The following is a 24,591-nucleotide window of genomic DNA, read 5'->3' as shown; positions in this document are numbered from 1 at the left end:
GACCGACCTGTCCGGCATGCCTGCGAATCGAGTTGACCGGCGCACGTCCGGCCGGTCCGCTTCTCTTGGCGCGCACGTTTGCTCGCGCCGCCTTGGCCAACACGCGCAATGCCCACAGCCATGACGATCGACACCCATTCGCAGCGCGAACCACATAGCCCATTACGCCGCATCATCGGTTCGGTGTCTGCCATTCTGCAAACGCGTCTCGAACTGATCGGCATCGAACTCGCTGAAGAGAAAGACCGCCTTCTGGCCGTGCTGTTTCTCGGCCTGGCCGCGATGATGCTCGTCACCATGGCCCTGATCGCACTCACCGCGCTGGTCGCCATTACGTTCTGGGATACCTACCGATGGCAGGCGCTCGCCGGCATCACGATTGTCTACGCGGTTGCCGGGCTGATCTGTGCGCTCAAAGCGCGCAGCGGGCTGCGCAACGCGCCGCTCGTTTTCGAAGAGACCCTCGCCGAATTCGAAAAAGACCGCGACATATTCCGTCGACCGTGACAGGCCAAGCGCGTGAGGCGTGTGCGACGCCTTCGCGCTGATCGAGAAGCTCCAACGATTGCCGCGACGTTTTCTGCGCTGTGCCCTGTTCCCCCGCTCCCTTAGACTGCCCCCTTCGACTGCCGACATGCCATGAGCCAAAGCCACTCAAGCACCGCATACCGTAACAAGCGCCAGCCGGCCAAGGACCTGAGCGCGCCGCATCTGCGCGCGCTGCGCAAGGAACTGCTGCTCGTGCGCGCGGACGTCGAGCGCATGGAACTCGCTCAGGCGACGATCGAACTGCGCGAGTCCGTCACGCACTTCGGCTGGCTCAAGTTCATCGTGCCGGGCTTCGGCGGACTGCGCATGGGCCGCGGCTCCAAGGCCCGCTTTGTCAACGCCGGGACGATTGGCGCGCTGCTCAAGCAATACCCTGTCATCAGCTCGATTGTCTCAATGGTCTTTGCCAAACCGCTTCGCGCAACTGTCGCCGCCGGTGCAAAGCCCGCACTGAAGTGGGGCGGCCTGGCGTTTGCCGCGTGGGAAGCGTACCGCGTGTGGCAGCAGATCAAAGGCGAGTCTCGTGCCTCGAAAGAGACCGGCGGCGAAGGCTGAACGCTACCGCGGTTCGTCGCCGCACAAGCACACTGCGGCTTGGGGCGGCTTGCGGCGGCTTGCGGCGGCTTGTATTTGCATGCCCCGGATTTGCGGCTCGCTAGCTCGTATTCCAACACTCGGCGCTCGGCGGCGTCGAACCATTCGACACTGTCTTATTGCCTCGCAGCCCGGTCGCGTCGAGTGTGAACGTGCCGCAGGCGTCATCCTGCATTGGGCCCGATTCGCTTGGCGCCGCTTCGATTGAATAGCCTCCGTTTGTTTCGTCTGCCGGCAATACGTGAAGCCGATAGATCGCCACGCCGGATTGCGGCGCCTGATCCAGCCCCGACGGCAAAGCGATAAGGCTGTCTCCCGCCGCCCCCTCGACGAATTGCGCTGCCCGGAATAGTGCCGATGCCGCGTCGAGCCTATGCGTTCGCGCAACGTGGCTGTGGTACGAAGGCACGGCCAATACGGCCAGCGCGGCAACTATCGCGAGCGTGATCATCAGTTCGAGCAGTGTGAAGGCAGATGTGTTCGGCTTTTTCATCGGGGACTCGTCAAAAGGGTCTTGCGGCGACGCGCCGCCAATGGCGCTCGATTCTGTCGCCGTCAATGACCAGTTCCATTTGCAGCCATACATGCGACTCTTTGCTCTTGCCGAAACCGCACGACGTGAGCAGAAACGCTCGCGCGTCCGGACGGCTGGCCAGGCGCCATGGTTCCACCATGCACTGCGGCGCGCGCGACGATCCCGGCCATTGCGCGACAGGCGTCAGCGCGGCGCCTTCGAAAGCAGACTCGACTTTCCATTGCGTCGGCTCGGCCCCGGCGGCCGCCGGGGCGCCGCCACTGCCCGTTGATCCAATCACGCTGCGGGCGCATAAGGTCAATGCCGAGTCAGCCGCGTGAAACGCCTGCAGGTAGTCGCGCACATTCATTGCGCTACGCGCCGCTGCGAGCGATGTCTCGAACCACGCAGCCGATGTCGCCAGCAGCATCGCCGAGATCAGCAGGACGATGGGTAACACGGTGCCACGATGGCGCATCCGTGAAGCACGGTAACGGCGATTGCCACGAACCCGCCAGCGTGGTGAGCCAACGCTCGCAACAGCCGGTGCTTCGCCAACGCAGCGCCCTGAGCTGCTTCCAGCGTCTGTCACGAGCCATCCTCCACGTAATTGCGCAGCGCGATGCGCCGCGAGAAAGCTTGCCGCGGACGCAAATCCGTCGCGATGCCGCTTACGCCGTCGCAATCGACGTAACGCGAGCGCTGACCCTGAGGCGCCCCGCGCACGAGCACGCAGAGGTCGACGGCGACGATGCTGGCCCACTGATCGGCCATCATCGCTGACGCGTCTCTCGCTTCCCTCGCCCCGGCGAGCCAGTATCTGATTCGCAAGCGTTCGACACCCTCGACCAGTGGCTGCGCGGACCCCGTCTTGCCATTACCGTCGCAGTAAAGTTCCGGCTCGCCGGTCGACGTGCTCGCCTTCGCGAAGTAACGATTGACTACCGCTACGCCGCGGTCGCCGAGCGTGGCGCTGCTGCCTGTCACGGCTTGGCCGAGACAATCCGTTGTTTGTCCACTCGACGACGGCCACGTCGAAACGCTGTCACCCACATATCGGATCGCCACACCGTCCGACTTCCCGGGCAAGCTCTCGCACGTGAGATGGCTGTCGTCGGCACCTGTCGGATGGCCGCCCGAGCAGCCGAACAACGGCGCAGGCGCGTGGTATTGGGCGACGTCGGCGGGAACGAAGCCGGCCATTTGCAATTGCTGCCCAACGAGGGTGAGCGCGGTCAAGCCGGCTTCGCGGATGCGCAGCGCGTTGCTCGCGTGTTCAAAGGCTGCGCGTTGCGCCGTGTAAAGCGACACCGCTGCTGCGGTCACCACGAGCCCGAGCGCCATGGCGATCACGAACTCGATCAGCGTATGACCGCGGGCCCCATGCAAAGGCGGCATCATTTGACGAACGCCAGGGCGACACAAGAGAAGCCGACGGGGGCCTCCACTGCGCCGCAAGACTCGGGCTTGTCGATCGCGCCGTCGGCGCGCGGCAGATTGCGCACAGTTGCCCACGTCACGCGCGCCGCCGACACGGCGCCTGCACCGACCACCGAGGCCTCGCCGCGCGGCAATAGCATCGACGCTTTGCTGCTCCATTGCTTGAGCGCGGCGTCACCCGGTGACGGCGCGGACACTGCCTCCGCGACGGAATCGGCGATCCACGCGGCGTGTTCGCGCATCGACATCGCGCGGGCTTCGCGCGCCGTCCACAATTGGCCCGCAATCAGGCCAAGTGCCGTGACCGCTATGACCGCGACGGCGAGCATCACTTCGATCAGCGAACTGCCGCCGCTTTTCGTCTTTTGGCATCTGAACTGCTGTGCCCCGCGCGGACAGGAATTGCTTTGCGGCTTCATGACGCCGCTCCACAGGCACCATTGGAAATGCGTGGCCGTCCACCCGCCGCAATGCGAATGCAGCGCCGCCATTTGTCGCCCTGAGTCGCTTTCGATGAAACGCGCGGTGCGACTTCGAAACTACGGAAGCTGCCGATAAGCTGGCCTGCGGGCGGCGTGAATGTCAGATTCGTCTGCGTGCCGACAATGCTCACGGATGCAAACGGCGAATGCGCGCGCAGCAGCGTCAGCGTGCCGGCACGGTCCGCCAGAACCGCCCAACCGCAGGACCAGTCGGTCATGCCATTGCCGCACGATTGCCCCGCCGCAAGATAATGCCGCGCGGCATCGATCCTGCATACGGTCACCCGCGCGCCACGGCGCAACGCCTCACTGCGTGCATACGCGAGTGTGGACAGGAGCGCCTTGGCGCGCGCGTCGACCTGATCTCGCACGTGCCACGCTACGAACGATGGTGTCGCCATCACGGCCATCACCGCGATTAACGCGACCACCGCCAGCGTCTCGACAAGCGTGAATCCCCCGCTGGGCGGAGAGCCGATTACATGCTGATTCATCTGCATCCCTGAACGTTTCAAAGAATGCAGCCAATCTAGCGATTCGCGCACAGCTCAACAATCGGCCGAATGGCCAGGTGGTATTCAGACGCTAACCCGCGCAAGAATTCACGCGACGAACCATAACGGGAGCAGCAGATGCAGACACGTCAAGCCACGCGGCACAGACACGTCACGGAAAGTTTGAAGCGACGCGAGACGCGCTGGCGATCAGCGCTTGCGGGAAGGCTTGGGAGGAGAAGACGCGCGGCGAAACTCTTCGATTACGTCCTCGAACTCGGAGACGTCTTCAAAGCGCCGGTAAACAGAGGCAAAGCGAACGTAGGCAATCGTGTCGAGTGCGCGCAACTCGTTCATCACGAGTTCGCCGAGTCGCTCGCTGCGCACCTCGCGCTCGCCGCTGCCAAGAAGCTGATATTCGATGCGCGCGACTGCGGCGTCGATCGCGTCCGCTGCAACCGGACGCTTGCGCAGCGCCAGTTGCATGCTCGCGACAATCTTGCGGCGGTCGAACTCCGTGCGGCTGCCATCCTTCTTGACGACCGACGGCAACGCCAGCTCGACCCGCTCATACGTCGTGAAACGCTTGTCGCAGGCCGGGCAGCGGCGGCGCCGGCGAATCGTCGCGCCGTCTTCGGATACGCGCGAGTCGACGACCTGCGTATCGGCGTGACGGCAGAAAGGGCAATGCATGGCGGCTTAGCGGTAGACCGGGAAGCGCTGCGTCAACTCGGCGACCTGGCCACGCACCCGTTCGATCGTGGCGGCGTCTTCCGGGTTGTCGAGCACGTCGGCAATCAGGTTACCCACCTGCTCTGCTTCCTTGACGCCGAAACCGCGCGTGGTCATGGCAGGCGAGCCGAGACGGATACCGCTCGTCACAAACGGCTTTTCCGGGTCGTTCGGAATCGCGTTCTTGTTGACCGTAATGTGAGCGGCGCCCAGCGCCGCTTCCGCAGCCTTGCCGGTGATCTTCTTGGCGCGCAGATCGACCAGCATCACGTGGCTTTCAGTGCGGCCGGAGACAATGCGCAGACCACGCTTGACCAGCGTTTCGGCGAGCACGCGCGCATTTTCGACGACTTGCTGCTGATACGTCTTGAATTCCGGCGACAGTGCCTCTTTGAACGCGACGGCCTTGCCGGCGATCACGTGCATCAGCGGACCACCCTGAATGCCCGGGAAGATTGCCGAATTGATCTGCTTTTCGAACTCGGCCTTCATCAGGATCACACCGCCGCGAGGGCCGCGCAGGCTCTTGTGCGTGGTGGTGGTGACGAAATCCGCGTGGGGAACGGGGTTGGGGTAGACGCCCGCAGCGATCAGGCCGGCGTAGTGCGCCATGTCGACCATGAAGTACGCGCCGACCGACTTGGCGATTTTCGACAGACGCTCGAAGTCGATGCGCAGCGCGAAGGCCGACGCGCCCGCGACGATCAGCTTCGGCTTGTGTTCCTGAGCGAGCTTCTCGGCGGCGTCGTAGTCGATGTCTTCCGCTTCGTTCAGGCCATAGCTCACCACGTTGAACCACTTGCCCGACATGTTGACCGGCGAACCGTGGGTCAGGTGGCCGCCGTGCGCGAGGCTCATGCCCATGATCGTGTCGCCCGGCTTGAGCATGGCGAAGAACACGCCCTGATTCGCTTGCGAGCCCGAGTTCGGCTGCACGTTGGCCGCGTCGGCGCCGAACAGTTGCTTCACGCGGTCGATTGCCAGCTGTTCCGCCACGTCGACGTATTCACAGCCGCCGTAGTAACGCTTGCCCGGATACCCTTCGGCGTACTTGTTGGTGAGCTGCGAGCCTTGCGCAGCCATCACGGCCGGACTCGTGTAGTTTTCCGACGCGATCAGCTCGATGTGCTCTTCCTGGCGGCGGTTTTCCTGCTCGATCACCTTCCAGAGTTCAGGATCGACGTTGGCGATGGTGCTTTGGGCTCTGTCAAACATACGGATTCCGTTGAGTGTGTTCAGGTTGACCGGATCGTGCGCCGAATCTTGCGTAGTGGGTACGCAGCGCTGCTGGCGGCTGGGCCAGCCCTGACGTGGCGGAAGGAGAATCGCCGCACACGCGAGGCAGGACAGCCACCGTCAGCGCAGATTGATGCGCACGGATCACAGCTGCCCAGGCGAACGGCAAAACGGCACCCTGCGCTTCACGGTGGGTTGCTCCACCTTGAACCCGATCGGTTGGATCGGCTCTATCGCCAGTCACGCAGGGATGAGCGCGTTAGTGTATTGGAAGCGGATCGAATAGGCAACCGGCTTCCAGCCGCCATCGGGGACGGCCGCCAAGGGCAGATCCACAGCCCGCCGGGGTGCCTGCGACGGGCCGCCGAAAGGCCGCTGCAAGCCGGTTGCGCGCGCCTCCCGACGCACGCGATCCGGCTGGTTCATCCTTGCCGCAGCGCCGCATTGGAAGTAGGCTTTGGGCCTTTTCCTCCTTCCGACCAGGGAACTGCAATGATCGTGTTCGTCACCGGGGCGTCCGCAGGATTCGGCGCCGCCATCGCTCGCGCCTTCGTCAAGGGCGGCCATCGCGTCGTCGCCACCGCCCGCCGTAAAGACCGCCTGCAGGCACTCGCCGATGAGCTCGGCGACGCGCTTCTGCCCTACGAACTGGACGTGCGGGATCGCGCGGCCGTCGAGGCGGTTCCGGCAGCATTGCCCGCTGAATTCGCCGCCATCGACGTGCTCGTCAACAACGCCGGCCTCGCGCTCGGCGTCGAGCCGGCCCACAAGGCGAGCCTCGATGAATGGAACACCATGATCGAAACCAACTGCACGGGTCTCGTTCAGGTCACGCACGCCCTCCTGTCCGGCATGGTCGAGCGCAACCGCGGCCATGTTTTCAACCTGGGCTCGGTCGCCGGACGCTGGCCCTACGCGGGCGGCAACGTCTACGGCGCCACGAAGGCATTCGTGCGCCAGTTCAGCCTGAACCTGCGCGCCGACCTCGCGGGCACCGCGCTTCGCGTGACCGACATCGAGCCGGGCCTCTGCGGCGGCACGGAATTTTCGAACGTGCGTTATCGCGGCGACGACCAGAAGGCCGACAAGGTCTACGAAAACGTCCAGCCGCTCACAGCCGAAGATATCGCCGATTCGATTTACTGGATCGCCACGCGGCCGGCCCACGTCAACATCAATACGATCGAACTGATGCCGGTCGCGCAATCGTTCGCCGGCCTGACTATCCATCGCGGCTGAGACACGCGAGACGGAACGCACAACTTGAAACAGACCACGCGTTGTGCGTTCCGGTAAAATGCGCCGCATGAATATGACGACCAGTCAGCCCGGCGCGGAAATAGGCCACACGTGGGCCATCCGTGTGTATTACGAAGATACCGACGCCGGCGGCATCGTGTTTTACGCGAACTATCTGAAGTTCTTTGAACGGGCGCGCACCGAATGGCTGCGCGCGTGTGGAATCGACCAGAATCGGCTTGCCGATGAAACGGGGGCAATCTTCATCGTCCGCAGCACCGCGATCGACTATCGGGCGCCCGCGCGGCTTGACGACGTCGTCAAAGTGGTGAGCCGGATCGAGCGCCTCGGTAAAGCGTCCGTCGACTTCGCGCAGGAAGCATGGCGCGACGGCACGTTGCTTGCTGCGGGCTCGATTCGGGTCGGCTGCGTCGAGCGCACAGCGTTGCGCCCCCTCGCGATCCCTCCGCCGGTTCTTGCCGCTTTGCGGCTCGGGCCGGGCCTCAGTGATGGGAGCGTGTCAACGAACGTATGCTGATCCTCGTTGTTACGGGGCCAGCGAACTCGCATCGATCAAGCAGCATGAAACATGGTTCGGCTTGCGGCACCGCCGACGCTTCCGTTTTGCCAACGGCAAGCTTCGTATAGCCTTGCAAAGCCGGACGCCCGCTTTCGGGACGTTAAAACGAACCTTTATGAACACTACACAAGATCTGTCGATCGTTTCTCTCGTACTCAATGCGAGCCTGCTGGCGCAGGCCGTGATGGCGCTACTGCTGTTGTTGTCGCTGCTCTCCTGGACCTTCATCTTCCGCAAGTGGTTTGCGATCCGCCGCGCCCGCGCGCAAACTGAACGTTTCGAACGCGATTTCTGGTCGGGCGGCGATCTTCAGGCGTTGTATCAAAGCGCGGCAAATAATCGCCACACGATCGGCGCGCTCGAGCGAATTTTCGAATCCGGCATGCGCGAATTCCTAAAAGGCAAGGAAAAGCGCCTGAACGACCCCGGCGCGATTCTCGACGGTGCGCGGCGTGCCATGCGGGCGGCGTTCCAGCGCGAAATGGACGTGCTCGAAGCGAACCTGGCGTTTCTCGCGTCGGTGGGTTCGGTCAGCCCGTATATCGGTCTCTTCGGGACGGTGTGGGGGATCATGAATGCGTTCCGCGGCCTCGCCAACGTGCAGCAGGCCACGCTTGCGAACGTCGCACCGGGCATCGCCGAAGCGCTGACCGCCACCGCGATCGGCCTGTTCGCCGCGATTCCCGCCGTGGTCGCGTATAACCGCTACGCGCACGACATCGACCGTCTGGCAATCCGCTTCGAGACCTTCATCGAAGAGTTCTCGAACATCCTGCAGCGTCAGGCGCACTAAGGAGTCCACGATGGCAGGCTCTCGCTCCTCCAGCATGCGCGGCGGCCGCTCGCGCCGCGCGATGGCCGACATCAACGTCGTGCCGTACATCGACGTGATGCTCGTGCTGCTCGTCATCTTCATGGTGACCGCGCCGCTCGTCGCGCCATCCATCGTCAATCTGCCGACCGTCGGCGGCGCAGCGCCGCAGCAGCAAACGCCGCCCGTGATCGTGAACATTCGCGCGGACGGCAATATGAGCGTCAAATACAAGGACGATTCCGGCGCGCAGCAGCAGGAGGACATGACGAAAGCCGGCCTGAACGGCTTTATCGCCGACCGCGCGCAGTCGCATCCGGATCAGCCCGTCGTGATCGCCGCCGACAAAACCGTGAAGTATGAAGCCGTGATGAACGTGATGTCCGAGCTCAAGGCACGAGGCGTCAAGCGCGTTGGATTGCTCGTCAAATCGCAATGATCCGTAAGAACACCGAATATCCGCTCCAGCCACCGCGTGAACGCGGCACCGGGCGAGCTTTTGCGTTCGCGCTGGTGATGCATGCGCTGCTCGGGTTCTTCCTGTATCACGGCATTCAGTGGCAAAACAGTACGCCGGAAGGCGCGGAAGCGGAACTGTGGACCGAAGTGCCGGACAGCGCGATTCCGCCCCCGGTTACGCCTCCGCCTCCCCCCGTGCGCGTGGCCCCTGCCCCGCCGGTGGCTGACGAACAGGCTGACATCGCGCTGCAGGAAAAGAAACGCAAGCAACAGGAAGCGGCTCGCCAGGCACAACTCGCCGAACAGGAACGTCAGCAGAAGCTGCAGGCTCAACAGGAAGCCGAAGCGAAGCGTGAGCAGCAAATTGCGGCCGAACAGGCGGCGCAACTGGCGGCCCAGAAAGCCGCGGCGGCGAAGCAGAAACAACAGCAACAGCAGGCCGAAAAGCTCAAGCAACAGCAACTGGCCGAACAGAAAAAACAGCAGCTGAAGGAACAGCAAGAGCAACAGCAGAAGCAGGTCGAGGCGCAGAAGCAGGCTGAAGCGCAGAAGCAGGCCGAAGCCGAAGCCCAGAAGAAGGCCGACGCGCAAAAGGCGGCGAAGGCCAAGGCGCAGGCCGACGCCGCGGCGCAAGCGAAAAAGCTCGATGCGGAACGGCGTGCTCGCCTGGCTCAGATGCAGGGCATGGCCGGCCCTCCGGGTTCGACCGGCAACGGACTGGGCAAGAGCGGTACGGGCAGCGGCTCGGGCGGCACGGCGACCTCGCCGGGTTACGCCGACAAAGTGCGTCGCGTCGTACGGCCGAACATTTCGTGGGGCGGCGAAACCGAGGGTCTCGAAACCGTGATCGCGGTTCGCTGCTCGCCGACGGGCACGCTGTTGAGCGCGACGATCGCGCACAGCAGCGGCAACTCGGCGTGGGACGACGCAGCGCTGCGAGCCGTTCAGCGCTCGGACCCAATGCCTCAGGATATCGACGGCAAAACGCCGGCCAGCTTCAGGATTACGTTGCGTCCGGCAGGTTGATTGATGGCAGCTTGACAGTCGGCTAACAGCAGACAGGCGCCCGCCCCGCGCGGCGCGCTCGGGAACGAAACAGCCGTTTTCGGGTCTGTCTGCTGTTGCGAAGCTTTAGTAAAACCGTTTTTGGGGAATCCATACAGCATGAGTTTGATGACCAAGCTAGGCCTGCGGACACTTGTAGCGTCGTGCCTGATCGCCGCCGGCGGCGCCGCCCACGCACAACTCAACGTCCTCGTCACGGGCGTCGGGTCCACCCAGTTTCCGATCGCAACGGCGAACTTCGCCAACGAGGCAAACTCGCCGCAGCAAGTCAGCACCATCGTGCGCCAGGATCTGCAACGCAGCGGCAAATTCACCAATATCGACGCGGGCTCGGCGCCGGTTCCCGAAACGGCCTCGGTCGACCTCGGCAGCTGGAAAGCGAAAGGCGCGAACGCGTTTGTCGCCGGCAGCGTCAACCGCCTGCCCAACGGCCAGTACGAAGTGCGCTTCAAGCTGTACGACACGGTCAAGGGCGAGAGCCTCGGCGGCCTCGTGCTGGTGAGCCCGGAAAGCGGCCTGCGCATGAGCGCGCACAAGGTTGCCGACTACATCTACGCGAAGCTGATGGGCGGCCGCGGCGTGTTCGCCACGCGCCTGTCCTACGTGATCAAGACGGGCAACCGTTATCAGTTGCAGATTTCGGACTCTGACGGCCAGGACGCGCACATCGCGCTGTCGAGCCCCGAGCCGATCATCTCTCCCGCCTGGTCGCCTGACGGCACCAAGGTCGCTTACGTTTCGTTCGAAAAGAAGAAGCCGATCGTCTATATCCACGATCTGCCCACGGGCCGCCGCATCGTCGTGTCGGATCAAAAGGGCAATAACAGCGCGCCGGCATGGTCGCCGGATGGCCGCACAGTCGCCGTCGCGCTCTCGCGCACCGGCAACACGCAGATCTTCGCCGTGAATGCGGACGGCTCGGGCCTGCGCCGCCTCACACAAGGCAGTTCGATCGACACCGAACCCACCTTCTCGCCCGACGGCCAGTCTATCTATTTCACCAGCGACCGCGGCGGCCAACCGCAGATCTACAAGATGTCGGCGCAAGGCGAAAGCGCCGGCTCGGCACAACGCGTCACGTTCACCGGCAGCTACAACACGAGCCCGCGCGTGAGCCCGGACGGCAAGCAACTCGCGTATATTTCGCGCGTGGGCGGCGGCTTCAAGCTCTATATCCAGGACCTGCAAGGCAACTCGGCCACAGGCCTGACGGACACAACACATGACGAATCGCCGAGTTTCGCGGCGAACGGTCAGTACATTCTTTATGCCACCCAGGTGAACGGCCGTGGCGTATTGGCTGCGGTTTCGACCGACGGTCGCACCCGGCAGGTCCTGTCAGTGCAGGGCGGCAGCGTACGCGAGCCGTCCTGGGGACCCTTTATGCAATAACGTTTGATGCAATAACACAAGGAGAGTAAAAAATGATGTCCAAACTTCGCTTCGGATTTGCAGTCCTCATGGTCGGTGCATTGGCCGCATGTCACTCGGGCGTCAAGCTCGACGAAAACGCAAACAAGAACGGCGCCGTCTCGACGCAACCGAACCCGAACGATGTCGCGCGAGTCAACGTCGACCCGCTGAACGACCCGAACAGCCCGCTCGCGAAGCGCAGCATTTACTTCGACTTCGACAGCTACTCGGTGAAGGACGACTATCAGACGCTGCTGCAGCAACACTCGCAATACCTGAAGAGCCATCCGCAACGCCACGTGCTGATTCAGGGCAACACCGACGAGCGCGGTACGAGCGAGTACAACCTGGCACTCGGCCAGAAGCGTGCTGAAGCTGTGCGCCGTTCGTTGTCGCTGATGGGCGTGACGGACTCGCAAATGGAAGCCGTGAGCCTCGGCAAGGAAAAGCCGCAAGCTACGGGTCATGACGAATCGTCGTGGGCGCAAAACCGCCGCGCCGACCTCGTGTACCAACAGTAAGTAACGGGTGATGAGCCGAATGACGCATCGTTTCTCCTGGCTGCGGCTCGCCGCAGTGGCCTGCGTCGCGGGCACGACCTTCACGGCTGTGCCCGCGCATGCCGGCATGTTCGACGACGATCAGGCCCGCCAGGCCATCCTTGATCTGCGTACGAAGACCGACAGCCTGTCGAGCCAGTTGTCGGCGGCACAGCGCACTATCCTCGATCAGTCCAACCGTCTCGACCAGATGAATCAACAGGTCGCGACGCTGCGTGGACAAAACGAGGACATGGCTAACCAGCTCGCCACGCTGCAAAAACAGCAGAAGGACTACTACACCGATCTGGACACGCGCCTGAAGAAATTCGAGCCGCAGCAACAAACGGTGGATGGCGTCCAGGGCGAGGTGCAGCCGGGCGAAACGGAGTCGTTCAATGCGGCTTCACAGCAGTTCCGCAACGGCGACTTCAAGAATGCAGCGGCGTCTTTCCGCAGCTTCATTTCCAAGTATCCGAACAGCCCTTATCAGCCAACCGCGCAGTACTGGCTCGGCAACGCGCTGTATGCGCTGCGCGATTACAAGGGCTCGACGGCGACCTGGCAGGGCGTCGTGAAGAACTACCCGCAGCATCCTCGTGCGCCGGAAGCGTTGCTGGCCATCGCGAACAATCAGCTCGAGCAAGGTCAGAAGGCAGCGGCCAAGAAGACGCTTGAGCAGATCCTCGCGCAATACGGCGGATCGGACGTCGCGCAGTCGGCACAGAGCAAGCTGTCGCAGATCAAGTAGACGTATCGAGCAGTCGGCAGTCACGCGAGGTGTCCGCGAGGTGTCAGAAAGTAGGCACGCGCGCCTCTCGCTGAAAAGCCCAGGCCTTACCGCTTGGGCTTTTCACTATTTGAAGTGAGTCCCTGTTGTTAGCCAAAATGCTCACAATGGGTTGACAGCCCTTAGGGCCGTCGATATAATTTCGCTTCTCTTTTGGGTCGTTAGCTCAGCTGGTAGAGCAGCGGACTTTTAATCCGTTGGTCACAGGTTCGAATCCCGTACGGCCTACCAAAAGATTCGAGGGCTTACACGCGTCAGCGTCGTAAGCCCTTTTCTTTTTGCGTCGCGCTTTTGTGCGATGGTCTCAGCAGTTCCTCCATTCCCGTACGAAAAGCCCCACCGAAATACGAAGCGATCTTACAGAGCAAGCCGCGCTTTCTCCCGCTAGTTTCAGCCGTTTCACCAACAAAATTTCACGCACCCTGACAACACTACGGACTCCCAATCTGGACATTTATTGAGACATAAAGACGTGCAATGATCGCCGCCGTCCGGCTGTACCCGCTGTGATCCTGCGGAACCAGACGCTTTGCAGCACCACAACCCGCGGCGCTTTCATTTCATCGATATGACCAATTTTCTGTTCGATCTCGTCTCGAATCTTGCATTGCTGGCGATCGTGCTTATCGCATGTCATGTGTGCAATCGGTTGACTCCAGGTGTTGCGCTGAACGGCTCGCACGTTTTTGCAGCGCTCGCGCTTGTGGCCGCGCTCCTCGATGCCGCCCTTACCTTCCTCGTCTTTGCCGACGCCCGCACGCGCTACGGTCAGTTCAGCACGTCGTCGGCGTTTCTTGCGCGAAGCGCCGCCTATGCAATCGCGATCATTGTCGCCTTGACATGGCGCAGCGTCGTCCTCCGGAACCGGCCCACGAAAGCACCATCGGACAAGGCGCTCGCGATTCAAACCTCGCCGTATTCGGAATCGCATCTGCCGATGTAAGCGACACACACTCCTGCGCGTCCGACGACCGGCAAACAAAAACGGCGTCGCGATTGACGCGACGCCGTGTATTGATGCAGGCAACTTCGTGTGAAGCAGTCTTAGCCGGGCTTGGACGCGTTCTTGCGCATCATCTTCCACAGCGCGCCGAGCACGACCGGCACGATCGCCGCGCCAATCCCGACCAGCACGATCACGTTCAGATATTGGCGAATGAACGGAATGTTGCCGAAGAAATAGCCGAGCAGAACGAGCAGCAACACCCAGAACAGCGCGCCCGCAATGTTGAAAAGCTGAAACCGGCTGAACGTCATTTGGGACGCGCCCCCGACAAACGGTGCGAAGGTACGCACCACCGGAATGAAACGCGCGAGCACGATAGTCTTGCCGCCATGCTTTTCATAGAAGTCGTGCGTCTTTTGCAGCGCGCGCCGATCGAGAAAGCGCTCGAGCACCGGAATGTGCGAATTGAACACCTTCGGCCCAATCGCGCGCCCGATCATATAGTTGACGGTATTGCCGCCGGTTGCCGCGAGAAACAGCAGCAGAATCAACAGGCCGAGACTCATCTCCCCGGTCGCGCAAAACGCGCCGCCGATGAACAGCAGCGAATCGCCAGGCAGAAACGGCAGGACGACCAGCCCGGTTTCGCAGAACACGATCAAAAACAGCACCGCATAAACCCAGGCGCCGTACACGTGGATGAAATCTCCGAGGAACTTGTCGATGTGCAGGACAAGATTGACGAAATGTAGCAGCGTGTCCAAAACAGCGTCCTTTATCAAGCGAGAGTGGGCGTGGCGGCCGAGGTCGGCGGCAGACCTGCTGGCGACGGCGGTAAGCCCCGCGTGCCGCCCCAAATTGACCGCGTCATGATACCGAAAGTGCCGGGGCCATCCTGAAAAATCTCCGGCTCGTTTCCGCCATTTCAGGGCCGCCGCGCCGAATCGCTATAATTTCGCCATGTCCGAATTTTCTGAAACGCCTGTCGGTGCCGACGCCGCAGCCACTGCTTCCGCCACGCCGCCTGCCCGCCCGCTGCGCGCGATCCAGCCGCTGCCCGATCAGCTCATCAGCCAGATCGCCGCCGGCGAAGTGGTCGAGCGGCCCGCGTCGGTCGTGAAGGAATTGCTGGAGAACGCGCTCGACGCTGGCGCGCAGACGCTGCGCATCATGCTGGACGAAGGCGGCGTCAAACGCATTTCGATCACCGACGACGGCTGCGGCATTCCCGAGAACGAACTGGCGCTCGCCCTGATGCGCCATGCCACCAGCAAGATCCGCTCGCTCGCGGAACTCGAGGCGGTTGCGACGCTGGGTTTCCGCGGCGAGGCGCTGGCCTCGATCGCGTCCGTCGCGCAAATGACGATCACGAGCCGCACCGCCGAGGCGCCGCATGCCGTGCGCGTCGACGCGCAAACCGGCGTGCTGAGCCCCGCTGCGGGTACGCAGGGCACGACCATCGAGGTGCGCGAGCTGTATTTCAACACGCCTGCGCGCCGCAAATTCCTGAAGAGCGAACAGACCGAACTCGGCCATTGTCTCGAACAGATTCGCCGCGCCGCGCTAGCGCGCCCGGACGTCGCGATTTCGGTGCTGCATAACGGCAAGGCCGTCGAACACTGGAACGCCAGCGAACCGCCAGCGCGCGTCGCGAAAATACTCGGCGAGATCTTCGCGACGGCTCATCTGCCGCTCGACGAATCCGCCGGCCCGCTCGCCGTCTACGGTTGCGCGGGTTTGCCGACCGCGAGCCGCGGCCGCTCGGACCAGCAATATTTCTTCGTCAACGGCCGCTTCGTGCGCGACAAGCTGCTCACGCACGCCGTGCGCGCCGCTTATGAAGACGTGCTGCATGGCGATCGCTATCCGTCGTATGTGCTGTTTCTCGACTTGCCGCCGGAAGCGGTCGATGTGAACGTGCATCCGTCCAAGATCGAAGTGCGCTTCCGCGATTCGCGCTCGATTCACCAGTTCGTTTTTCACGCCGTGCAGCGCGCGCTCGCGCGGCAGGCGGGCGCATCGCCGGAAACGACCGCCGGTGGTCACGCGGCGCATCTGCAAACGTCGCCGGATGGAGGGGTTTCGTTCGGCGCGTCGCCGGTGAGTGGCGCGGGATTCGGCGCTTCAGGTAGCGCGAACGCGACAACCGGCTTCGGTTCGAACGCGGCGCTGTCCGGCTCGCCGGGCAGCGGCTTCAGCGCGCCGCAAGCCGGCAACACGTGGATGCGCCAGTCGCGCATGACGCAAGGCACGCTGCCGGTCGCGCAACCGCTCGCCTTCTACGACGCATTGTTCGGCCGCAAGGACACCAGCGCGGGAACCGCGCAAGGCGCCGCGCTTTTCGAAGCGCGCGATTCGGCAGCGGAAGGCGCGTCGCCGTACAACGCGTCAGCGCCCTACACGCCGCCCGCGTTCAACGCCGCCGACGACCAGCCGCTCGGTTTCGCGCTCGGCCAGATCCACGGCATCTACGTGCTCGCGCAGAACGCGCATGGACTGGTGATCGTCGATATGCACGCCGCGCACGAGCGCATCCTGTACGAGCAGTTCAAAAACGCGCTGGCCGACCGCACGATCGCCGTGCAGCCGCTGCTGATTCCGCAGACCATGCAGGCCGATCCGGTTGAAATCGGCACCGTCGAGGAAGAGCGCGATACGCTCGACGCGCTCGGCTTCGACCTCGCCGCGCTATCGCCGACCACGCTCGCCATCCGCGCGGTGCCGGCGTTGCTGAAAGACGCCGATCTGCAGGCGTTGGCGCGCGCGGTCCTGTCCGATCTGCATGCATATGGCGGCTCGCGCGTGTTGACCGAGCGCCAGCACGAGCTGCTCGGCACGCTCGCGTGCCATCACGCGGTGCGCGCCAACCGGCGCCTCTCGCTCGATGAAATGAACGCGCTGTTGCGTCAGATGGAAGCGACCGAGCGCGCCGATCAATGCAACCACGGGCGTCCGACGTGGTATCAATTGACACTGTCCGATCTCGATCGCCTGTTCATGCGTGGACAGTGACGGTGCGTTTCATCGAACCCGATTCGCGCGCGCCGGCACGCTCATGACCGCACGCCAATGACTTCAAGCATTCCAACGCCGATTCCCTGCCTGCTCGGGCCGACCGCGTCCGGCAAGACCGCGGCCGCGCTCGCGTTGGCCGCGCGGCGGCCGGTGGAAATCGTCAGCGTCGATTCGGCGCTGGTGTATCGCGAGATGGACATCGGCACCGCCAAGCCGACCGCGCAGGAGCGCGCGGCGGCGCCGCATCATCTGATCGATATTGTCGATCCCGCCGACGCCTATTCCGCCGCTCAATTTCGCGCCGACGCGCTGCGTCTGACAGCCGAAATCAGCGCGCGCGGGCGACTGCCGCTGCTGGTCGGCGGCACGATGCTGTACTACAAGGCGCTCACGCAAGGGCTCAACGATCTGCCCGCAGCCGATGCGACCGTGCGGGCGCAACTCGACGCCGACGCCGCGCGCGACAGCTGGCCCGCGCTGCATGCGCGGCTTGCCGCCGTCGATCCGGCGACGGCCGCGCGCCTCGCGCCCAACGACTCGCAGAGAATCCAGCGCGCGCTCGAGGTGTTCATGCTGACCGGCCAGGCGATGTCGGCGCTGCTGTCGGCGCCCGCCCGCATCGACGACGCCGCCGCCCAATGGCGTTTCGTGCCGATCGCGCTCGAACCGTCCGACCGCAGCGTGCTGCACGCGCGCATCGAGCAACGTTTTGACGCGATGCTGGCGAGCGGTTTCATCGATGAAGTGGTGAAATTGCGCGAACGCGGAGATCTGTCGCCCGACATGCCGTCGATGCGTTGCGTCGGCTACCGGCAGGTTTGGGAATATCTCGATGGCGCGGTCGATTATTCGACCATGCGCGACAAAGGCGTCTTTGCGACGCGCCAACTATGCAAGCGGCAGCTCACATGGCTGCGAAGCATGAACGAGCGGGTGGTGGTGGACTGCTGCGATCCGCACGCGACGGCACGCGTGCTGGATGTGATCGAAGCGCTGCTTTGAAGCCGCTTCTTCAAGGAACCGTTGAAACTTCGAACCCGCGCGGCGCTTTCTGTGCATACGCCGCGCGGAGTACTACGACGCGTTAGACCGCGATCAAACCACAACAGTCTGCGCTTCGCCGGCCGCGCTTTCGCGAATCACGCCGATCTTCCAGACCTGCTCGCCGGCCGCGGACAGCAAACCGATCGCGGCATCCGCGTCGGCAGCCGAAACCACCACGGCCATGCCGATGCCGCAATTGAACACGCGATGCATTTCCGCGTCCGCCACGCCGCCGTGCTTCTGCAGCCACGAGAACAGCGGCGGCAGCGGCCAGCCGCGATGATCCAGTTCGGCCGTCAGGCCTTCGCGCAGAACGCGCGGAATATTTTCCACAAGGCCGCCGCCCGTGATGTGCGCCATGCCCTTCACGGCGATCTGCTGCATCAGCGCGAGGAGCGGCTTCACATAAATGTGCGTGGGCGCCATGAGCGCGTCGGCGAGCGAGCGGCCGTCGAAATCCGCATTCAGATCGGGCTGCGCGCGCTCGATGATCTTGCGCACCAGCGAAAAGCCGTTCGAATGGATGCCGCTCGACGCGAGGCCCAGCACGACGTCGCCGGGGGCGATCGTGCTGCCGTCGATAATCTTGCTCTTTTCCACCGCGCCGACCGCGAAGCCGGCCAGATCGTACTCGCCGTCCGGATACATGCCCGGCATTTCGGCCGTCTCGCCGCCGATCAACGCGCAACCCGCCAGCTCGCAGCCATAGGCGATGCCCTTCACGACCGTGGCTGCCGTGCCGACGTCCAGCTTGCCGCACGCGAAGTAATCGAGGAAAAAGAGCGGCTCGGCGCCTTGCACGAGAATGTCGTTCACGCTCATGGCCACCAGATCCTGACCCACGGTGTCGTGCTTGTTCAGCTGGAATGCGAGACGCAGCTTGGTGCCGACGCCGTCCGTGCCCGACACCAGCACCGGTTCCTTGTAGCGCTTCGGCACTTCGAACAGCGCGCCGAATCCGCCGATGCCGCCCAGCACGCCGTCGCGCATCGTCTTTTTGGCAAAGGGCTTGATCGCGTCGACAAGGGCGTCGCCCGCGTCGATGTCCACGCCGGCGTCGCGATACGACAAACCAGTGCGATTCGGGGCGGATTTCGGTTCAGTCATGGGGGGAGAGCTCGAAGGTCGGTAAAATGCGATTTTACCCGATGCCGGCCGGCTGGCTGGAATTTGAATCATCCGGTTCCGACGACACCAGGGAAACAACTTTGCAACAGAACTCGCCTATTCTTACGCCGGTTCAGCGCCGCGCCTTCATCTGGCTCGCCATTGCGCTGGGCGTCGGCATTCTCCTCTGGCTGCTGAGTCCGGTTCTCACGCCGTTTCTGCTCGGCGCGATTCTCGCGTACATCCTGCAGCCGGGCGTCGCATGGCTGGTGCGCCGGCGCGTGCCGCGCGCGCTCGCCGCCTTGCTGATGATGCTGTTTTTCTCGCTGCTGATGACTCTGCTCGTGCTGCTCGTGCTCGCCGTCATCCAGAAAGAAGGGCCGCAGTTGCGGCAGCAGGTGCCGCAACTGTTCGCGCACGTGAATGCGTGGCTGCAGCCCAAGCTCGCGTTGCTGGGCCTCGCCGATTCACTCGACTTCGCGAGCATCCGCGATATGGTGATGGGCCAGCTCGAAGGCAGCGCGCAGACGGTCGCGCACTACGCGTGGACCTCGATCGTGACGAGCAGCAACGTCATGATGGCGGTGGTCGGCAATCTCGTGATGGTGCCGCTCGTACTGTTCTATCTGCTGTACGACTGGAACCGCATGCTGCTGCGCGTGCAAAGCGTGGTGCCGCGCCGCTGGCTCGACAAGACGCTGCAACTCGCGCACGACATGGATCAGATGCTGTCGCAATATCTGCGCGGCCAGTTGCTCGTAATGGCCGTGCTCGCCGTGTTCTACGCGGTGGCGCTGACCCTTGCCGGCTTCGAGATTGCGCTGCCGGTGGGCATTTTCACGGGGCTCGCGGTATTCATCCCGTACGTGGGCTATGCAACGGGTCTCGCGCTCGCGCTGCTCGCCGCGCTGCTGCAGTTCGGCGACTGGTATGGCTTCGGCGCGGTCGCGCTGATTTACGGCGTCGGCCAGATCCTGGAAAGCTTCTTTCTCACGCCGCGCCTCGTGGGCGAGCGCATCGGCCTGCATCCGCTCGCAGTGATTTTCGCGTTGCTCGCGTTCGGGCAGTTGTTCGGCTTTTTCGGCGTGTTGATGGCCTTGCCGGTGAGCGCGATTTTGTCCGTGGCGATGCGCGAGCTTCGGCAAAGCTATCTGACCAGCACGCTCTACAACAATTGATTGTCTGCACCGATGTTGCCGGCGCGCCGGCAACATCGGCGGCCTCAGCCTCATTTTCGGCATTAACCTACTGTGCTTCGTCAACTGACGCTCGATCTCGGCACCCCGCCGCCATCGACATTCGACAATTTTTTCGCCGGCGCCAACGCCGAGCTTGTCACGCGCCTGCGCGAGCTTGATAACGCGCTCGCCGCCGGGCCGGTCGCGGATCGCACCTTCTACATCTGGGGCGAAGCGGGCAGCGGCCGCACGCATCTTCTGGAAGCGCTCGTGCACGAGGCGCCGCCGGGTCACGCGCGCTTCGCGGGTCCGCAAAGCAGCCTCGCCGCGTTCGGCTTCGATCCGCGCGTCGCGCTCTATGCCATCGACGATTGCGACGGCCTCTCCGCCGCCCAGCAGATCGCCGTGTTCAATCTCTTCAACGAGGTGCGCGCGCATCCCACCAGTGCGCTCGTCGCCACGGGCAATGCGCCGCCGATCGGCATGACCGTGCGCGAGGATCTGCGCACGCGGCTCGGCTGGGGCCTCGTGTTCCATCTCGCGCCGCTGCCCGACGAAGGCAAGGCGGCCGTGCTGAAGCTCGCGGCGCGCGAGCGCGGCATCATGCTCGCCGACGACGTGCCCGCCTATCTGCTCACGCATTTTCGCCGCGACATGCCGAGCCTGATGGCCCTGCTCGGCGCGCTCGACCGCTTTTCGCTCGAACAGAAGCGCGCGGTCACGCTGCCGCTGTTGCGCACGATGCTGGCTTCGTCGGGTGTGGAAGGCCCCGCCGCGTCGTCCGCCGCTTCAAGTAAAATAGACCCCCATGGCTAATCTCGCACTCTTCGACCTCGATCACACGCTCATTCCCACCGACAGCGACCACGAATGGGGCCGCTTCATGGTGAAACACGGCATGGTCGACGCCGAAAATTTCGCCCGTGAAAACGACCGCTTCTTTGCCGACTACAAAGCCGGCAAGCTCGACATTCACGCCTATCTGATCGCCATGCTCACGCCGCTCGCCAAATACACGCGCGCGCAGCTCGCGGACTTCCACGAGCAGTACATGCATGAAGTGATCACGCCGGCCATTCTTCCGGCCGCGGTCGAGCTGGTCAAACGGCATCGCGAAGCCGGCGACCTCTGTTGCGTGGTCACGGCCACGAACGAATTCATCACGCGTCCCATCGCCAGCGCGTTCGGCGTCGACACGCTGATCGCCTGCGAAGCCGAAACCGTCGACGGCCAGCCGCATTCGCCGTACACCGGCCGCCCCACCGGCACGCCGAGCTACAAGGAAGGCAAGATCGTGCGCACCGAGACATGGCTCGCGTCGCTCGGCAAAACCTGGAGCGACTTCGAGCGCAGCTATTTCTATAGCGATTCGCACAACGACATTCCGCTGCTCGAAAAGGTCACCGATCCGATCGCGACCAATCCCGACGACACATTGCGTGCCCATGCGCAGGCCAAAGGCTGGCGCATCCTCGAACTCTTCCAACCCCAGTGATCAAAAAACTCATCCGCAAGCTATTCGGCCAGGACGCAGCGTCCACCGACGACATCGTGCCGCCTGAAGCCGACGCAGACGAAACCGGCAGCGCACCGGCGCGCAATGCACGCGGCGCGGCCGGAGCCGGCCGCGCGCGCCGCAAACCGGCACGCTCCGGCGCGTCGGCAAAGACGGTGCGCGATCCCGACGTGCCGGTCATCATTCCGCACGACGTGCACGGCATCGACCCCACGCTGATCTCGCGCAACGCGACTCGTGTGACCGAAGGGCTGCAACAGGCGGGGCACCGGGCGTTCATCGTGGGCGGCGCGGTGCGCGATCTGCTGCTCGGCATCAAGCCCAAAGATTTCGACGTCGCGACCGACGCGACGCCCGAACAGGTGCAAAAGCTGTTCCGCCGCGCGCGCATCATCGGCCGCCGGTTTCAGATCGTGCACGTGCAGTTCGGGCAGGAAATCATCGAAACCTCCACGTTTCGCGCACTGGTCGATCCGCCCGCCGCAGACGCCGCGCCCGCGCGGCGCCTCAAGCGCGACGAGCTCGACCGCCGCACGCACGCGGTGGACGCGAGCGGCCGCGTGCTGCGCGACAACGTGTGGGGCGAGCAGCACGAAGACGCCACGCGCCGCGATTTCACGATCAACGCGATGTACTACGATCCGGCCACGGAAACCGTGCTCGACTATCACAACGGCATGGCCGACGTGCGCGCGCGCCTGTTGCGCATGATCGGCGATCCGGCCACGCGTTATCGCGAAGACCCGGTGCGGATGCTGCGCGTGGTCCGCTTCGCCGCCAAGCTCGATTTCGAGATCGACGACGCGACCCGCGCGCCGATCGCGAACATGGCCGATCTGATCAACAACGTGCCGGCCGCGCGTCTGTTCGACGAGATGCTGAAGCTCATGCTGTCGGGCCACGCGCTCGCGTGTCTGAAGCGTCTGCGCCAGGAAGGCCTGCATCATGGCCTGCTGCCCTTGCTCGACGTGGTGCTCGAACAGCCCACCGGCGAAAAATTCATCACGCTCGCGCTCAACAACACAGACGCGCGCGTGCGCGCCGGCAAGCCGGTCTCGCCGGGTTTTCTTTTTGCCACCTTGTTGTGGCACGACGTGCAGCAGCGCTGGCAGAAATTCGAGGCGAACGGCGAATATCCGGTGCCCGCGCTGCATCGCGCGATGGACGAAGTCCTCGACATGCAAACCGAGAAACTCGCTATTCATAAGCGTTTTTCGTCGGACATGCGCGAAATCTGGGGCTTGCAGCTGCGTCTTGAAAAACGCTCGGGAAGGAGCGCGCTGAAGCTGCTGGAACACCAAAGATTTAGAGCGGGGTATGATTTCCTCCTGTTGCGCTGCGAATCCGGCGAACTCGACGAGTCGGTCGGAGCGTGGTGGACGGAGTTCATCGAAGGAGACGTCGCGGCGCGTGAAACATTGCTCACGCAAGGCGGGAAGGACCGAAGCCCCAGAAAACGACGGCGGCGCGGCGGTGGCGCCAGAAACCGCAAATCGGGCGACGGAATGGAGGGCGGCACGCCAGCCGAACGCACAGACGCCGAAGCGGGCCACGAAGGCTCGCACGAAGACTGACGCAGCGTTTGCTGAAGCCGTCGAACGATAGTTGCAGGAAGTTATGCCATGACGGTTGCTTATCTCGGCCTCGGCGCGAATCTCGGGGACGCGCGCCAGACCCTGAAAGACGCGGTGGTGTGTCTCGCACAACAGCACACCATCACCGTGCTCGCCAAGTCGAGCCTGTATCGCACTGCCCCGATCGACGCGGGCGGTGACGACTATTTCAACTGCGTCGTGAAGCTCGACACGACGCTTCCCGTGCGGCACCTGCTCGCGCTGTGCCACAAGATCGAACATCAGTTCGGCCGGGAGCGTCCCTTTCGCAATGCGCCGCGAACGCTGGATCTGGACATTCTGCTGTACGGCGATCAAGCGATCGACGAAGCCGATCTGATCGTTCCGCACCCACGCCTCGTCGAACGCGCCTTTGCGCTCGTTCCGCTCGTCGAAATCGACGCCGCGCTGATCATCCCGCGCCACGGGCGCGCCGATGCGTTGCTCGACGGCGTGCGCGAGCAGCGCATCGAGAAAGTGAAAGGGCCGTGTCAGTGCCCGATGCTCAATGCACTCGCCTCCGGCGGCAACACGACGGCCAAGGGTCGCTGCGAATGAATTCACCCCCGCTCACCGTCACCGCGCCGCAATTGCGGCCTCCATTCGGCTATCTCGCCATTGAAGGACCGATCGGCGTCGGCAAGACCTCGCTCGCGCGGCGGCTCGCGCAACGCTGGTCGATGCAGGAACTGTTCGAGCGCCCGCAGGACAATCCCTTTCTCGAACGCTTTTATCGCGACACCGCGCGCTATGCGTTGCCGGTGCAACTGCACTTCGCGTTGCAACGCGCGCAGCAGGCGCAGGAAGTGAACGCGGCGCAAGTGGCGGGCATGCCGCTGATCGCCGATTTCATGACGCAGAAGAACGACATCTTCGCGCGTCTCACGCTGCAGGAAGACGAGTGGCAGTTGTACCGCGCGCTCGCGGCACGGCTCGAAGTGAGCGCGCCCGCGCCGGACTTCGTCGTGTATCTGCAGGCCAGTCCCGAGGTGCTGTTCTCGCGCATCCAGAAGCGCGCGGTGCCCATGGAGCTGCAGATTTCCGACGCCTATCTGCACGCGCTATGCGACGCGTACAACGAATTCTTCTATCACTACGACAGCACGCCGGTGCTGACCGTCAACGCCGAACATCTGAATCCGCTCGACTCCGACGCGGACCTTGCGCTGCTCGCCGAACGCATCGAAACCATGCGCGGCCGCAAGGAATTCTTTGTCAAAGGCACGTCGCTTTAA

At 63.5% G+C, this 24,591-nt stretch carries 28 protein-coding genes, 1 tRNA gene and 1 riboswitch; of the genes, 20 read left to right on the top strand and 9 right to left on the bottom strand.

Features of this window, described 5'->3' with window-relative positions; translation table 11 throughout:
- Nucleotides 1-120: 120 nt before the first annotated feature.
- Together VOM14_RS19760 and VOM14_RS19755 are read left to right on the top strand one after the other, a co-directional pair.
- Entirely contained in the window at nt 121-507 is a 387-nt protein-coding gene (locus VOM14_RS19760; RefSeq protein ID WP_327630421.1) for a phage holin family protein, read from the top strand.
- A 132-nt stretch (nt 508-639) separates the two neighbouring features.
- Nucleotides 640-1,104 carry a DUF3318 domain-containing protein gene (locus tag VOM14_RS19755; RefSeq protein WP_327630420.1) on the top strand — a complete coding sequence of 155 codons (465 nt, stop codon included), beginning with the start codon at nt 640-642 and terminating at the stop codon, nt 1,102-1,104.
- A gap of 100 nt (nt 1,105-1,204) precedes the next feature.
- Here VOM14_RS19755 and VOM14_RS19750 read toward each other — a convergent pair whose 3' ends face one another.
- The 7 genes from VOM14_RS19750 to glyA all read right to left on the bottom strand — a co-directional run bounded on the left by VOM14_RS19750 (nt 1,205) and on the right by glyA (nt 6,020).
- Nucleotides 1,205-1,636: a type IV pilin protein gene (locus VOM14_RS19750; protein ID WP_327630419.1), complete on the bottom strand. Its 432-nt coding sequence runs from the start codon at nt 1,634-1,636 to the stop codon at nt 1,205-1,207.
- A 10-nt stretch (nt 1,637-1,646) separates the two neighbouring features.
- Nucleotides 1,647-2,117 (bottom strand): pilus assembly PilX family protein, encoded by a 471-nt coding sequence (locus VOM14_RS19745; protein ID WP_442955564.1) that lies wholly within the window; start codon nt 2,115-2,117, stop codon nt 1,647-1,649.
- Between the two features lie 128 nt (nt 2,118-2,245).
- A complete protein-coding gene (locus tag VOM14_RS19740; protein ID WP_327630417.1) occupies nt 2,246-3,058 on the bottom strand; it encodes a PilW family protein in 813 nt (270 codons plus the stop codon).
- Nucleotides 3,055-3,426 carry a hypothetical protein gene (locus VOM14_RS19735; RefSeq protein ID WP_327630535.1) on the bottom strand — a complete coding sequence of 124 codons (372 nt, stop codon included), beginning with the start codon at nt 3,424-3,426 and terminating at the stop codon, nt 3,055-3,057. Before VOM14_RS19735 ends, VOM14_RS19740 begins: the two co-directional genes overlap by 4 nt.
- 86 nt (nt 3,427-3,512) lie before the next feature.
- Nucleotides 3,513-4,079 carry a GspH/FimT family pseudopilin gene (locus VOM14_RS19730; RefSeq protein ID WP_442955563.1) on the bottom strand — a complete coding sequence of 189 codons (567 nt, stop codon included), beginning with the start codon at nt 4,077-4,079 and terminating at the stop codon, nt 3,513-3,515.
- Nucleotides 4,080-4,283: 204 nt separating this feature from the next.
- The gene (nrdR, locus tag VOM14_RS19725; protein ID WP_027799387.1) at nt 4,284-4,766 is read right to left on the bottom strand and encodes a transcriptional regulator NrdR; all 483 of its coding nucleotides are present in this window, start codon (nt 4,764-4,766) and stop codon (nt 4,284-4,286) included.
- A 6-nt stretch (nt 4,767-4,772) separates the two neighbouring features.
- Entirely contained in the window at nt 4,773-6,020 is a 1,248-nt protein-coding gene (glyA, locus tag VOM14_RS19720; RefSeq protein ID WP_327630415.1) for a serine hydroxymethyltransferase, read from the bottom strand.
- 166 nt (nt 6,021-6,186) lie between these two features.
- Nucleotides 6,187-6,295, bottom strand: a riboswitch (ZMP/ZTP riboswitch).
- Between the two features lie 238 nt (nt 6,296-6,533).
- Here glyA and ydfG point away from each other — a divergent pair.
- From ydfG to VOM14_RS19670, 10 genes are all read left to right on the top strand, one after another.
- The gene (ydfG, locus tag VOM14_RS19715; RefSeq protein WP_327630534.1) at nt 6,534-7,280 is read left to right on the top strand and encodes a bifunctional NADP-dependent 3-hydroxy acid dehydrogenase/3-hydroxypropionate dehydrogenase YdfG; all 747 of its coding nucleotides are present in this window, start codon (nt 6,534-6,536) and stop codon (nt 7,278-7,280) included.
- 58 nt (nt 7,281-7,338) lie between these two features.
- On the top strand, nt 7,339-7,818 hold the full coding sequence (ybgC, locus tag VOM14_RS19710) for a tol-pal system-associated acyl-CoA thioesterase (protein WP_327630414.1): 480 nt from the start codon (nt 7,339-7,341) through the stop codon (nt 7,816-7,818).
- Nucleotides 7,819-7,975: 157 nt separating this feature from the next.
- A complete protein-coding gene (gene tolQ / locus VOM14_RS19705) occupies nt 7,976-8,653 on the top strand; it encodes a protein TolQ (protein WP_006047860.1) in 678 nt (225 codons plus the stop codon).
- Nucleotides 8,654-8,663: 10 nt separating this feature from the next.
- Nucleotides 8,664-9,110 (top strand): protein TolR, encoded by a 447-nt coding sequence (gene tolR / locus VOM14_RS19700; RefSeq protein ID WP_327630413.1) that lies wholly within the window; start codon nt 8,664-8,666, stop codon nt 9,108-9,110.
- The gene (tolA, locus tag VOM14_RS19695) at nt 9,107-10,156 is read left to right on the top strand and encodes a cell envelope integrity protein TolA (protein ID WP_327630412.1); all 1,050 of its coding nucleotides are present in this window, start codon (nt 9,107-9,109) and stop codon (nt 10,154-10,156) included. The genes tolR and tolA overlap by 4 nt, the downstream gene beginning before the upstream one ends.
- Nucleotides 10,157-10,294: 138 nt before the next feature.
- Complete coding sequence (gene tolB / locus VOM14_RS19690) at nt 10,295-11,587, top strand: Tol-Pal system beta propeller repeat protein TolB (protein ID WP_327630411.1); 1,293 nt, start codon at nt 10,295-10,297, stop codon at nt 11,585-11,587.
- Nucleotides 11,588-11,619: 32 nt separating this feature from the next.
- A complete protein-coding gene (gene pal / locus VOM14_RS19685) occupies nt 11,620-12,129 on the top strand; it encodes a peptidoglycan-associated lipoprotein Pal (protein WP_327630410.1) in 510 nt (169 codons plus the stop codon).
- A 19-nt stretch (nt 12,130-12,148) separates the two neighbouring features.
- Nucleotides 12,149-12,898: a tol-pal system protein YbgF gene (gene ybgF, locus VOM14_RS19680; RefSeq protein WP_327630409.1), complete on the top strand. Its 750-nt coding sequence runs from the start codon at nt 12,149-12,151 to the stop codon at nt 12,896-12,898.
- Nucleotides 12,899-13,092: 194 nt separating this feature from the next.
- Nucleotides 13,093-13,168, top strand: a tRNA-Lys gene (locus VOM14_RS19675).
- Nucleotides 13,169-13,505: 337 nt separating this feature from the next.
- Entirely contained in the window at nt 13,506-13,880 is a 375-nt protein-coding gene (locus VOM14_RS19670; protein WP_327630533.1) for a hypothetical protein, read from the top strand.
- A gap of 101 nt (nt 13,881-13,981) precedes the next feature.
- Here the strand turns inward: VOM14_RS19670 and VOM14_RS19665 are convergent, their stop codons facing one another.
- Complete coding sequence (locus VOM14_RS19665; protein ID WP_327630408.1) at nt 13,982-14,647, bottom strand: VTT domain-containing protein; 666 nt, start codon at nt 14,645-14,647, stop codon at nt 13,982-13,984.
- A 196-nt stretch (nt 14,648-14,843) separates the two neighbouring features.
- Between VOM14_RS19665 and mutL the strand changes: the two genes are divergently transcribed.
- Together mutL and miaA are read left to right on the top strand one after the other, a co-directional pair.
- The gene (gene mutL / locus VOM14_RS19660; RefSeq protein ID WP_327630407.1) at nt 14,844-16,895 is read left to right on the top strand and encodes a DNA mismatch repair endonuclease MutL; all 2,052 of its coding nucleotides are present in this window, start codon (nt 14,844-14,846) and stop codon (nt 16,893-16,895) included.
- Nucleotides 16,896-16,952: 57 nt separating this feature from the next.
- Nucleotides 16,953-17,900 carry a tRNA (adenosine(37)-N6)-dimethylallyltransferase MiaA gene (miaA, locus tag VOM14_RS19655; protein ID WP_327630406.1) on the top strand — a complete coding sequence of 316 codons (948 nt, stop codon included), beginning with the start codon at nt 16,953-16,955 and terminating at the stop codon, nt 17,898-17,900.
- Between the two features lie 93 nt (nt 17,901-17,993).
- On the opposite strand, the gene purM is transcribed toward miaA, so the two are convergent.
- A complete protein-coding gene (gene purM / locus VOM14_RS19650) occupies nt 17,994-19,049 on the bottom strand; it encodes a phosphoribosylformylglycinamidine cyclo-ligase (protein ID WP_327630405.1) in 1,056 nt (351 codons plus the stop codon).
- 101 nt (nt 19,050-19,150) lie between these two features.
- Here purM and VOM14_RS19645 point away from each other — a divergent pair, with 101 nt between their 5' ends.
- The 6 genes from VOM14_RS19645 (at nt 19,151) to VOM14_RS19620 (ending at nt 24,591) form a co-directional block, all read left to right on the top strand.
- Nucleotides 19,151-20,227, top strand: a complete 1,077-nt coding sequence (locus VOM14_RS19645) for an AI-2E family transporter (RefSeq protein WP_327630404.1) — start codon at nt 19,151-19,153, stop codon at nt 20,225-20,227.
- Nucleotides 20,228-20,299: 72 nt separating this feature from the next.
- Complete coding sequence (gene hda, locus VOM14_RS19640) at nt 20,300-21,043, top strand: DnaA regulatory inactivator Hda (protein WP_327630403.1); 744 nt, start codon at nt 20,300-20,302, stop codon at nt 21,041-21,043.
- Nucleotides 21,036-21,722, top strand: coding sequence for an HAD family hydrolase (locus VOM14_RS19635; RefSeq protein WP_327630402.1), 687 nt, complete (start codon nt 21,036-21,038; stop codon nt 21,720-21,722). The genes hda and VOM14_RS19635 overlap by 8 nt, the downstream gene beginning before the upstream one ends.
- A complete protein-coding gene (pcnB, locus tag VOM14_RS19630; RefSeq protein WP_327630401.1) occupies nt 21,719-23,317 on the top strand; it encodes a polynucleotide adenylyltransferase PcnB in 1,599 nt (532 codons plus the stop codon). The genes VOM14_RS19635 and pcnB overlap by 4 nt, the downstream gene beginning before the upstream one ends.
- A 48-nt stretch (nt 23,318-23,365) precedes the next feature.
- The gene (gene folK / locus VOM14_RS19625) at nt 23,366-23,914 is read left to right on the top strand and encodes a 2-amino-4-hydroxy-6-hydroxymethyldihydropteridine diphosphokinase (RefSeq protein WP_327630400.1); all 549 of its coding nucleotides are present in this window, start codon (nt 23,366-23,368) and stop codon (nt 23,912-23,914) included.
- Entirely contained in the window at nt 23,911-24,591 is a 681-nt protein-coding gene (locus tag VOM14_RS19620) for a deoxynucleoside kinase (RefSeq protein ID WP_327630399.1), read from the top strand. Before folK ends, VOM14_RS19620 begins: the two co-directional genes overlap by 4 nt.

Origin of the sequence: Paraburkholderia sp. MPAMCS5, assembly GCF_036016995.1 — a bacterium.
Classification (GTDB): Bacteria; Pseudomonadota; Gammaproteobacteria; order Burkholderiales; family Burkholderiaceae; genus Paraburkholderia.
This window is presented reverse-complemented; position numbering and strand designations above follow the sequence as displayed.